This is a genomic window from Rahnella sp. GSA61A (assembly GCF_019969905.1).
Lineage (GTDB): Bacteria > Pseudomonadota > Gammaproteobacteria > Enterobacterales > Enterobacteriaceae > Rahnella > Rahnella aceris.
This window is the reverse complement of record NZ_JAHXYO010000003.1, coordinates 19,594-31,271: the sequence shown is the minus strand read 5'-3', so window position 1 is coordinate 31,271 and position 11,678 is coordinate 19,594. Positions and strand designations below refer to the sequence as shown.

The 11,678-nt window shown below is 52.1% G+C and carries 10 protein-coding genes; 7 read left to right on the top strand and 3 right to left on the bottom strand.

Annotated features, from left to right (window positions below; translation table 11 throughout):
- Positions 1-173: 173 nt before the first annotated feature.
- Positions 174-1,043: a MurR/RpiR family transcriptional regulator gene (locus LC431_RS04455; protein WP_013575314.1), complete on the bottom strand. Its 870-nt coding sequence runs from the start codon at positions 1,041-1,043 to the stop codon at positions 174-176.
- Between the two features lie 407 nt (positions 1,044-1,450).
- On the opposite strand from LC431_RS04455, the gene zwf reads away from it, so the two are divergent.
- Positions 1,451-2,926: a glucose-6-phosphate dehydrogenase gene (gene zwf / locus LC431_RS04450; RefSeq protein WP_013575315.1), complete on the top strand. Its 1,476-nt coding sequence runs from the start codon at positions 1,451-1,453 to the stop codon at positions 2,924-2,926.
- A gap of 265 nt (positions 2,927-3,191) precedes the next feature.
- Positions 3,192-3,833: a bifunctional 4-hydroxy-2-oxoglutarate aldolase/2-dehydro-3-deoxy-phosphogluconate aldolase gene (locus LC431_RS04445; protein WP_013575316.1), complete on the top strand. Its 642-nt coding sequence runs from the start codon at positions 3,192-3,194 to the stop codon at positions 3,831-3,833.
- A 65-nt stretch (positions 3,834-3,898) separates the two neighbouring features.
- Here the strand turns inward: LC431_RS04445 and LC431_RS04440 are convergent, their stop codons facing one another.
- Complete coding sequence (locus LC431_RS04440; protein ID WP_013575317.1) at positions 3,899-4,243, bottom strand: RidA family protein; 345 nt, start codon at positions 4,241-4,243, stop codon at positions 3,899-3,901.
- 142 nt (positions 4,244-4,385) lie between these two features.
- Here LC431_RS04440 and LC431_RS04435 point away from each other — a divergent pair, with 142 nt between their 5' ends.
- The 5 genes from LC431_RS04435 to rnd all read left to right on the top strand — a co-directional run bounded on the left by LC431_RS04435 (position 4,386) and on the right by rnd (position 11,059).
- Positions 4,386-6,299 carry an ATP-dependent DNA helicase gene (locus LC431_RS04435; protein WP_121019386.1) on the top strand — a complete coding sequence of 638 codons (1,914 nt, stop codon included), beginning with the start codon at positions 4,386-4,388 and terminating at the stop codon, positions 6,297-6,299.
- 129 nt (positions 6,300-6,428) lie between these two features.
- Positions 6,429-7,130, top strand: a complete 702-nt coding sequence (gene tsaB, locus LC431_RS04430; RefSeq protein WP_223509321.1) for a tRNA (adenosine(37)-N6)-threonylcarbamoyltransferase complex dimerization subunit type 1 TsaB — start codon at positions 6,429-6,431, stop codon at positions 7,128-7,130.
- Between the two features lie 62 nt (positions 7,131-7,192).
- Positions 7,193-7,825, top strand: a complete 633-nt coding sequence (locus LC431_RS04425) for a Slp family lipoprotein (RefSeq protein WP_015689883.1) — start codon at positions 7,193-7,195, stop codon at positions 7,823-7,825.
- A 317-nt stretch (positions 7,826-8,142) separates the two neighbouring features.
- On the top strand, positions 8,143-9,840 hold the full coding sequence (gene fadD / locus LC431_RS04420) for a long-chain-fatty-acid--CoA ligase FadD (protein WP_013575321.1): 1,698 nt from the start codon (positions 8,143-8,145) through the stop codon (positions 9,838-9,840).
- 97 nt (positions 9,841-9,937) lie between these two features.
- A complete protein-coding gene (gene rnd / locus LC431_RS04415) occupies positions 9,938-11,059 on the top strand; it encodes a ribonuclease D (protein ID WP_013575322.1) in 1,122 nt (373 codons plus the stop codon).
- A gap of 347 nt (positions 11,060-11,406) precedes the next feature.
- Here rnd and minE read toward each other — a convergent pair whose 3' ends face one another.
- The gene (gene minE, locus LC431_RS04410) at positions 11,407-11,676 is read right to left on the bottom strand and encodes a cell division topological specificity factor MinE (RefSeq protein ID WP_013575323.1); all 270 of its coding nucleotides are present in this window, start codon (positions 11,674-11,676) and stop codon (positions 11,407-11,409) included.
- Positions 11,677-11,678 lie beyond the last annotated feature (2 nt).

Sequence of the window (11,678 nt, the reverse complement as noted above, 5' to 3'; positions counted from 1 at the left end):
TTAGGTGTAATTGTAATACAAAAGGGTTTCACCTGTGTGACCCGCTGACCTCATGTCTGACATTTACCCTGCGCACTTTGCGCGTAGATTTCCCGCCAGACTCCCTATTAAATCAATGATGATTTGTTCATATATTCTATGAATGATTTGATGTGCCGACTCGCATGACGAGCTTACTCCGGCAGGTTAGGGACAACCATTCCCTTATCAAAGCGCGATTCTTTCAACGCTTCTTTGACCCGCTTCAGGTTATCTCTGAATTTTGCACCACGACGCAGCGTAAACCCGGTAGCCAGCACATCAATCAACGTCAACTGAGCGATTCGAGAAACCATCGGCATATAAACGTCGGTATCTTCCGGAACATCCAGTAACAGAGCCAGCGTGGCCTCATGCGCCAGTGGCGTATTAAAGGACGTGATGGCAATGACCGTAGCGTCGTTTTCGCGGGCAAGTTGCGCCAGCTCGACCAGGTTTTTGGTACGGCCGGTGTGGGAAATCAACACCACCACATCGCCTTCGCTGGAATTCATGCAACTCATGCGCTGCATGACGATGTCATCGAAATACACCACGGGAATGTTAAAGCGGAAGAATTTGTTCATGGCATCATGCGCCACTGCGGCCGATGCGCCCAGCCCAAAGAAAGAAATCTTTTTCGCCTGGGTGAGTAAATCGACTGCGCGGTTGATGGCAGCGATATCGAGAGTATTTTTCACCTGATCGAGGCTGGCCATAGCGGATTCGAAAATTTTGCTGGTGTAAGCGCTGACGCTGTCGCTTTCATCCACGTTACGGTTCACATAAGGTGTGCCGTTTGCCAGACTTTGTGCCAGATGTAATTTAAAATCTGGAAACCCTTTTGTGTCGAGGCGACGGCAAAAACGGTTTACAGTAGGTTCACTGACGTCCGCCATGCGGGCGAGAGTGGCAATACTGGAGTGGATTGCAATGTGTGGGGATGCCAGGATCACTTCGGCGACTTTGCGTTCTGACTTGCTCAGAATGTCAAGGTGGGTCTGGATTTTTTCCAACGTATTCATAAGCATGACACTCATAGGTTTCAACGATTTCTTTGAAAAGAGGAAATCGTGTTGATTTGATGAAAATATACTACGCGCTTAATGCTGTTGGCAGCGTCAGTCAGGCGAAAAAACGCTTTTTTTGTCAGAGTTTGACCGGGATCTAACTTTCAGTATGGTAAATTCTGTTCAGTTTTGTCATAAAATTACAGAATGTGGTGGGTTTTACTATCCGCTGAGACATTTATGATAAAAACAAGCTTTTCCGCAGAGTTATCCCCCTGTCAGAACATGGTTTACGGCTCACGGGCAATCAGAGTACATTGTTGCTGAAATAAAATTACAATATGTACCCGAGATAATTCGAGTTGCGGCTCACGCACAGCAACCAGAAATATGTTAGGTATTCCTGCATTGAGGAGAAGAACATGGCGGTAACTCAGACAGCCCAGGCGTGTGATCTGGTAATTTTCGGTGCAAAGGGCGATCTTGCGCGCCGTAAGCTGTTGCCTTCCCTGTATCAGTTAGAGAAAGCGGGTCACATTCACCCGGACACCCGCATCATCGGTGTCGGACGTGCGGAATGGGACAAAGCGGCCTATACCGAAGTGGTCAAAGAAGCACTGACCACCTTCATGAAAGAAAAAATTGATCCGGAACTGTGGGATAAGCTCAGCGCCCGTCTTGATTTCTGTAACCTTGATGTCAACGATGTGAAGCATTTCAAAGTGCTGGGCAAAATGCTTGACCAGCAAAATCGCGCCACCATTAACTACTTTGCGATTGCGCCAGGCCACTTCGGTGCGATTTGCCGCGGTCTGGGCGAAGCAGGGCTGAACAAAGAACCTGCGCGCGTCGTGATGGAGAAACCACTGGGACACTCTCTGGAGTCTTCTCAGGTTATCAACGATCAAGTCGCAGAATACTTCGCTGAGTCCCAGGTTTACCGTATCGACCACTATCTGGGTAAAGAAACGGTACTGAATCTCCTGGCACTGCGTTTCGCTAACAATCTGTTTGCCAGCAACTGGGATAACCGCACCATTGATCATGTGCAGATCACGGTCGCTGAAGAAGTCGGTATCGAAGGCCGCTGGGGTTACTTTGATGACGCGGGTCAGATGCGCGACATGATCCAGAACCACTTGCTGCAAATTCTGACCATGATCGCCATGTCACCTCCGGCTGATCTGAGCACCGACCGTATCCGTGACGAAAAAGTGAAAGTGCTGCGCTCACTGCGTCGTATCGACCAGTCAAACGTGCGTGAAAACACCGTGCGCGGCCAGTACACAGCCGGCTTCGTGCAGGGCAAAAAAGTCCCTGGCTATCTGGAAGAAGAAGGTGCGAAAAAAACCAGCAGCACCGAAACTTTCGTGTCTATTCGCGTGGATATCGACAACTGGCAGTGGGCGGGCGTGCCATTCTACCTGCGCACCGGTAAGCGTCTGCCGAGCAAATGTTCTGAGGTCGTGGTGTATTTCAAAAACCCGGCATTGAACCTGTTCCGTGATTCCTACCAGCAGTTGCCGCAGAACAAACTGACTATTCGTCTGCAACCGGACGAAGGTATCGAGATCGAAGTGCTGAACAAAGTGCCGGGTCTTGAGCACAAACACCGTCTGCAAACCACCAAGCTGGATCTGAGCTTTACTGAAACCTTCAATGAACAGCATATTGCTGATGCTTACGAGCGTCTGCTGCTGGAAACCATGCGTGGAATTCAGGCGCTGTTCGTCCGTCGTGACGAAGTGGAAGAAGCCTGGAAATGGGTCGATTCCATCATGAACGCATGGGCTGCGGAAAGCGAAGCACCAAAACCGTATCAGTCCGGGACATGGGGGCCGGTGGCTTCCGTGGCGATGATCACCCGCGACGGCCGTTCCTGGAACGAGTTCGAGTAACGAATAATTTATTGAGTCATTACTCCCCAAAATAATTGGAGTTGCAGCAAGGCGGCAAGTGTGTGAGTCCCGATGAGCTGACATGAGTCAGTGATTCGGGTGAACAAGCGCAATCAACGCCGCTGCGGCTTCAAGTATGACGGGGAGAGTAGTATCGTCCAATCGGGTGTGGTCGGTTACTGGCAGGGTTTAAATTCTGCTGGTCCCTGTGGCAGGGGCGCGCCATCAATCACAACGGTGCCTGCGGGCATGAATGGAGAACAAGATGAAAAACTGGAAAACAAGCGCGGAACAAATTCTGACCTCAGGGCCGGTTGTTCCTGTGATTGTTATCAACAAACTGGAGCATGCGGTTCCGCTGGCTAAAGCGCTGGTTGCGGGTGGCGTCCGTGTGCTGGAAGTGACGTTGCGCACCCCATGCGCGATGGATGCGATCCGTGCCATTGCTCAAGAAGTGCCGGACGCTATCATTGGCGCAGGTACGGTACTCAATCCAGAGCAACTGGCTGAAGTGACCGAGGCGGGTGCCCAGTTTGCGATTAGCCCTGGCCTGACTGATGCTTTGCTGAAAGCAGCCAATGCCGGTTCTATTCCTTTAATCCCGGGGATTTGTACTGTATCCGAACTGATGATGGGTCTGGATGCTGGTCTGCGTGAATTTAAGTTCTTCCCGGCTGAGGCCAATGGCGGCGTGAAAGCGTTGCAGGCGATTGCCGGTCCGTTCCCGCAGGTGCGTTTCTGCCCGACTGGCGGAATTTCGCCAGCGAACTACCGTGATTACCTGGCGCTGAAAAGCGTGCTGTGTATCGGTGGTTCATGGCTGGTGCCAGCCGATGCGCTGGAAAGCGGTGATTACGCACGCATTACTGAGCTGGCGAAAGAAGCGGTCGCCGGTGCAAAGATCTAAAACAGCGACGTGCTGAAAATGAAAAACCTCCCGCGGGAGGTTTTTTTATGTCTGCTGATCAGTGCTTAGCGTGCGGCAATGATCTTGATTTCAATTTTATATTTCGGATTCATCAGGTTAGCCTGAACCGTGCAGCGTACCGGTGCATTGCCCGGTGATACCCAGGCATCCCAGGCTTCATTCATCGCCGGGAAATCTTCTTTATTGACCAGAAACAGTGTGGCATCGAGAATTTTGCTCTTATCCGAGCCCGCTTCCGTCAGCGCAGCATCGATAATGGCCAGCGTTTCTGCGGTCTGGTCTTTTGCATTCGCGTCCAGATTTTCCGGCACTGCCGTGTAATAAATGGTGTTGTTATGGATAACGATGTCGGACATCCGTGGCTCAGGTCGGATACGCTCGATGGTCATATTATGGCTCCAGTTAGTCACTTTTTTATGATGCCGCTAAGGGTATCACAAAGGATGAATACGTTGGATTGGCAGATGGCGGTGGTAGTCGGGGCGAGGGATTGGCATAATCACTGCTGATCCGTACAGGTAGAGAGACAGAGTGACAGACGATTTCGCAACAGACGGCGCACTGGCGCAGAAAATTGAAGGTTTTAAACCCCGTGAACCTCAGCGTCTGATGGCGCAGGCTGTCAGCAAAGCCATCAGCGGTAAGCAAGGGCTGGTGGTGGAAGCCGGTACTGGTACCGGTAAAACCTACGCGTATCTGGCACCGGCATTGCGCTCCGGCAAAAAAGTCATTATCTCCACCGGTTCGAAAAACTTACAGGATCAGCTTTATTCCCGCGATTTGCCCAAAGTTGCCAGCGCGCTGAATTTCAAGGGCCGTCTGGCGCTGCTGAAAGGGCGCTCAAACTATTTATGTCTGGAACGTCTGGAGCAGCAATCGCTCTCCGGCGGCGATCTTGCCAGCCAGGCGCTCAGCGAACTGGCGCATCTGCGTCACTGGTCGAGCAGCACGGAAGAGGGCGATATCAGCACCTGCACCGTGGTACCTGAAGACAGCTTTGTCTGGCCGCTGGTGACCAGTACCAACGACAACTGTCTGGGGAGTGACTGCCCGCTTTACAAAGAATGCTTCGTGGTAAAAGCCCGCCGTAAGGCGATGGACGCCGATGTGGTGGTGGTGAACCATCATCTGTTTATGGCGGACATGGTGGTGAAGGAGAGCGGCTTTGGTGAGCTGATCCCCGAAGCTGACGTGATGATTTTCGACGAAGCCCATCAGATCCCTGACATCGCCAGCCAGTATTTTGGCCAGCAGGTCACCAGCCGCCAGCTGCTTGATATGGCAAAAGACATTACTATTGCTTACCGCACGGAAGTCCGTGACTCTGTGCAGTTGCAGAAAAGCGCTGACCGGCTTAGCCAGAGCACGATGGATTTCCGTCTGGCGCTCGGCGAGCCCGGTTTTCGCGGCAATCTTCGCGATGTTCTCAGTCAACCCGCCATTCAGCGTGCCTTACTGTTGCTCGATGACGCGCTGGAACTTTGCTACGACGTGGTTAAATTGTCCCTCGGCCGTTCTGCGTTGCTGGATGCGGCTTTCGAGCGCGCCACGCTTTACCGCAACCGTCTCAAACGCCTGAAAGATGTGTCGATCCCCGGTTACAGTTACTGGTACGAATGTAATTCACGCCATTTCGTCCTGGCGCTGACTCCCTTGTCGGTGACCGACAAATTCAGCGAGATGATGAAAGAAAAACCGGGGGCGTGGATTTTCACCTCGGCAACGCTTTCGGTGAACGATCAGCTGCATCATTTTACTGAGCGTCTGGGGCTGGATGAGGCAGAAACGTTGCTGCTGCCGAGCCCGTTCGATTACGCCAAACAGGCGCTGTTGTGCGTTCCGCGCTTTCTGCCTGAATCAAATGTGCAGGGCAGTTCGAAACAGCTGGCGCGGATGTTGCGCCCGCTTATCGAAGCTAATAAAGGCCGCTGTTTTTTCCTGTGTACGTCTCACAAAATGATGCGTGAACTGGCGGAAGAATTCAGGGCCAGCCTGACGCTGCCGGTTTTGTTGCAGGGCGAAACCAGCAAGGGCCAGTTGCTGGCGCAGTTTGTCGAAGCCGGTAACGCATTACTGGTCGCCACCAGCAGTTTCTGGGAAGGGGTGGACGTGCGCGGTGACGCGCTGTCGTGCGTAATTATCGACAAACTGCCATTCACGTCGCCTGACGATCCATTGCTCAAAGCCCGTATTGAGGATTGCCGTCTGCGCGGCGGAGATCCGTTCAATGACGTACAATTACCGGATGCTGTCATTACGCTTAAACAGGGTGTCGGACGTTTGATCCGTGATACGGATGATCGCGGGGTGATGGTGATTTGCGATAACAGGCTGGTAATGCGTCCGTATGGTGAAGTTTTCCTCAACAGTTTGCCGCCGACACCGCGCACCCGTGATCTGGCACAAGCGATCCGCTTTTTACAGAACGCTGAAGAGCAGAATTAGCCCTTTGTTTATGCTAAGATGCCGCCCCGAAAAAGGTTCTTATACCCGTCATATTTCACGTTGCAGATGCGTTGACTGCGCGCGAGGTATTGAGGGTATAACTTATTAATTTCCCGCCTGAGGTTTGGCATGTCCACGCGAATTTTAGCAATTGATACGGCGACAGAAGCCTGTTCGGTTGCGCTTTACGATCAGGGCGAAACGCTCGCTCATTTTGAACTTTGCGCCCGCGAACATACGCAGCGCATTCTGCCACTGGTGCAGCAGACCCTCGCCGAAGCGGGGCTTTCCCTGAAACAACTCGACGCACTGGCCTTCGGCCGGGGACCGGGTAGTTTTACCGGTGTGCGCATCGGCATAGGTATCGCGCAAGGCTTATCGCTCGGCGCAGAACTGCCTTTGTTGCCCGTCTCCACCTTACTCACCATGGCGCAGGGTGCTTACCGCCAGACCGGCGCGGAACAGGTGCTGGCAGCCATTGATGCCCGCATGGGCGAAGTGTACTGGGGTGAATTTACCCGCAATACACAAGGTGTCTGGAGCGGTGAAAATACCGAGACGGTCATCAAACCTGAACAACTGCTGGCGCGTACCGTTGAGCGAAACGGGCGCTTTGCCACCGTGGGTACGGGCTGGGAAGCCTATCCGCATTTACTGGGTGAATCCCCGGCGGCGGATTTATTTGATGGAAAAATGTTACTGCCGCAGGCGGAAGATATGTTGCTGCTGGCGCTGCAGCTCTGGGAAAACGGTATTCGCGTTAATCCGGAAGATGCTGAACCGACTTACCTGCGTAATGAAGTTACGTGGAAAAAGCTGCCAGGCCGATAAGTCATGGCAACTTGTGCATCAAAAGACGGTCAAAATGAAGAGTTTGCACAGGAGTCATCGTAATGCGTAAGTGGTCTGTTGTTCAGCAGTTATCAGGTGTAACGGGTAAGAAAATGGTGCGGAGTGCTGTTGCACTCAGCGTGTTGGTATTATCAGGGTGTGTCACCGTGCCCGATGAAATTCGTGGGACCACGGCTACGCCGCAAATGAATTTACAGGCCGTGCAGGGCGCGCCGAATTTGTACGTCGGGCAGGAGTCGCGTTTTGGCGGCAAAGTGATTGCCGTAACCAACCTGCAAAACAAGACGCGTCTGGAAATCGCAACTGTTCCGCTGGATGAGGGCGCTCGCCCGATTTTAGGGGCAGCATCACGCGGACGCATCATGGCTTACATTAACGGTTTTGTGGATCCGGTGGATTACCGCAATCAGTTAGTGACCGTCGTCGGGCCAATTACCGGCGTGGAAAAGGGCACCATCGGCCAGACGTCTTATGATTTCGTTACCGTTAATGTCAACAGCTACAAACGCTGGCGGATACAGCAACAGGTCGTCATGCCTCCGCAACCTATCGGCCCATGGGGCTATGGTTTTGGCGGGCCGTATGATTCCTGGGGGCGGGGGTTTGGGCCCGGTTGGGGTCCCGGCTGGTATAATACAGCACCGGCCCGGGTCGAAAGCGTCGTCACCGAATAGACCGCCGCCGCCGCGTGGAGCTCCGCCTTCTCATGGCGCGCTTCCCCCGGCAACAGTAAAACCGGCAGCGACGCATTCTGTTGTGCCGCTGCCCGGGAAATGACCTGAAGAGAAGCGTTGTTAAGGCGGCTTAATTGCCGCCTTTTTATTTTCTGCCATGGACGGTTGACAAAGTAAGGGCACAGAAAAAGTGACCCGCCTCTCAACCTCGACATTGTTTGAAACGCAACTGGTAAGCTGAGTTAAAATATTGTTAAAGACGTGATAAAACTCGTCGAATAGAGACGGCAACAGAACATGATTTCAGGAGTGATACCTTGGAAAAGGTTTGGCTAAAACGATATCCGGCAGATGTTCCTGAGAACATCGACCCTGACCGCTACAGTTCGCTGGTCGAGATGTTTGAAAATGCTACGTTGCGTTACGCTGACAATGCGGCATTTATCAACATGGGCGAGGTGATGACTTACCGCAAGCTCGAAGAGCGCAGCCGTGCTTTCGCTGCCTATTTGCAAAATGAGCTTGGGCTCAGGAAGGGCGACCGCGTTGCCCTGATGATGCCGAATCTGCTGCAATACCCGATTGCCCTGTTTGGCGTATTGCGCGCCGGCATGGTGGTAGTCAACGTCAATCCTCTGTATACGCCGCGTGAACTCGAGCATCAGCTCAACGACAGCGGTGCCAGTGCCATTGTGATTGTTTCAAACTTTGCACATACCCTGGAAAAAGTGGTGTACAAAACTCAGGTTAAGCATGTGATCCTGACCCGAATGGGCGATCAGCTTTCTGCGGCGAAGGGGACGCTGGTTAACTTTGTGGTGAAATATATCAAACGGCTGGTGCCTAAATACCACTTGCCGAACGCGATTTCCTTCCGCACCGCCTTACAGCGCGGACGTCGTCTGCAATACATCAAGCCCGATATCATTAATAATGATCTGGCGTTCCTGCAATATACCGGCGGAACGACGGGCGTGGCGAAAGGGGCGATGCTGACCCACCGCAACATGCAGGCGAATCTCGAGCAGGCGAAAGCGGCCTACGCGCCGTTGTTACAGCCGGGACATGAACTGGTGGTAACCGCACTTCCGCTGTATCACATTTTCGCACTGACAGTGAATTGCCTGCTGTTCCTTGAACTGGGCGGTAAAAGCCTGCTCATCACCAATCCGCGCGACGTGCCGGGGATGGTCAAAGAACTCGGGAAATATCCTTTCACGGCTATCAGCGGCGTGAATACATTGTTCAATGCGTTGCTCAATAATGAAGATTTCCGTGAGCTTGACTTCTCCTCGTTGCGTCTTTCTGTCGGCGGCGGAATGTCGGTGCAGAAATCAGTGGCAGAGAAGTGGGAAAAACTGACCGGTAAACATCTGCTGGAGGGTTACGGACTGACAGAATGTTCACCGCTGGTGGCGGGTAACCCGTATGATTTGAAACATTACAGTGGCAGTATCGGTCTGCCAGTGCCATCCACGGAAGTCCGTCTCGTGGATGATAACGGCCAGGATGTCGGGCCTGGCCAGCCTGGCGAGCTGTGGGTTAAAGGCCCGCAGGTTATGCTGGGTTACTGGCAACGGCCTTCCGCCACCGATGAGGTGCTAAAAGATGGCTGGTTATCGACGGGCGATATCGTTACAGTGGACGAGCAGGGCTTCTTACGGATTGTTGACCGTAAAAAAGACATGATTCTGGTTTCCGGTTTCAACGTTTACCCTAACGAAATTGAAGAGGTGGTTTCACAGCATGACAAGGTACTCGAAGTTGCCGCCATTGGCGTGCCGGATGAGTCGTCGGGTGAAATCGTCAAAATTTGCGTGGTGAAGAAAGACCCATCACTGACCAGCGAAGAGCTTCTCGCACATTGTCGTCGGTTATTAACCGGTTACAAAGTACCGAAGATTGTCGAGTTCCGCGACGAGTTGCCGAAGTCAAATGTCGGTAAAATTCTCAGAAGGGAACTTCGTGATGAGCAGCTGAAACCGAAAGCCACTCCGAAGCAGGATGCGGCATAGCGGATTGCCTGTTCAGTCAGAAAGAGTCAGATTCTTAACGCCGGCGATGTCCGGCGTTATCACGTTATAACGCAGTAATGATTAAGAGAATGATGTTTTGAATTATGAGTTGATCACCACCAATGACGCGCTGGAGCAAGTTTGTCTTCAGGCCAAAGCGCACAGTAAAATTGCGCTGGATACCGAATTTGTCCGTACCCGCACGTATTATCCGCAACTGGGGCTCATACAGTTATTCGATGGCGAAAGGCTGACGCTGATCGACCCATTGCCAATCACCGCCTGGCAACCCTTCATTGATTTGCTGGTTGATCCTGATGTCATCAAATTCCTGCATGCCGGCAGCGAAGATCTGGAAGTTTTCCTGAATGCCTTTGGGGTGATGCCTTCACCGCTGATTGATACGCAGATCCTCGCTGCTTTCAGCGGACGCCCGTTGTCCTGTGGTTTTGCACGTCTGGTGGCTGAAACCACCGGCGTTGAGCTGGATAAAAGCGAATCGCGCACTGACTGGATAGCCCGTCCGCTGAGCGAAAAGCAATGCGTCTATGCTGCGGCTGACGTGTGGTATCTGCTGCCGCTGGCCGATCAACTGATGCGTGAAACACAAGACGCAGGGTGGATGGATGCCGCGCTGGATGAATGCCTTGCTCTGTGCCGCCGCCGTAAGGAAGTGCTGCAACCGGAACTGGCTTATCTGGAAATCAGTAACGCTTTTCAGTTGCGTCCACGCCAGTTGGGATGCCTGAAGTTGTTAGCCGCGTGGCGCCTGAACCAGGCCCGTCAGCGTGATCTGGCCGTTAATTTTGTAGTACGTGAGGAAAACCTCTGGCAGGTGGCGCGCTATCAGCCAACGTCGCTGGGCGAGCTGGAAGCGCTTGGTCTGAGTGGCCCGGAGATTCGCTATCACGGGCGTACGTTGCTGGCGCTGGTGGAGGAATCGAATGCACTGGATGAAGCTGAACTGCCCGCACCGATTTTGAACCTGATTGATCAGCCGGGTTACCGCAAAGTCTTTAAGGATATTAAGGCACTTATTCAGACTGTCAGTGAAGAGAGTAAACTGAGCGTTGAAATGCTGGCATCACGTCGCCAGATTAATCAGTTACTGACGCATCACTGGAAGTTAAAAGATAAAGAATCACAACCTGAATTAATCAGTGGCTGGCGCGGGAAGTTGTTAGCTGAAAGACTGAATGAAATTTTGAGCAATTATTGATTCCTTCTTTTAAGAAGGAAAGTGAATATGCGTTAAAAAGAGCGGGCAATTGTCCCGCTCTTTTTATTTTATATTTCCCGATAACGCTTAATCCTAAAATAGCGGCAATCAGGCCAGTCTGGGGATATTAAATTCCAGCTAAAATGAGAGAAGTCTTAATCAAGAATTATCAGGAATAAGCACAAACAGACGGAAAAAGAACCTGTTTAATGGGGTTATATACAGTGGTTATTTCGGGGCGGGAAGAGAATAGCGGAAGGGAACGAGATAAAAAGCAGTAGCCCCCTGAAAAAACAGGGGGCGCTATGCTGAAAAAAACACCTGCGAACAAAGCAAACAGACTGCTGTCATTTAGGCGTTTCTTCCGATTCTGGCAGGGTGACGTTAAGTTCCAGTACGGAAATATCGTCACCTTTTTGCTCGAACTGAACCTGCAACATTTCTGGGTCAATCTTAATGTACTTACAGATGACCGCCAGAATGTCACGTTTCAGTTCAGGCAGATAGGATGGTTCACTATCCCCTCGACGCCGTTCGGCTACGATGATCTGTAGCCGTTCCTTGGCTATATTGGCTGTCGATTTTTTGCGGGACAGAAAGAAATCTAACAATGCCATGG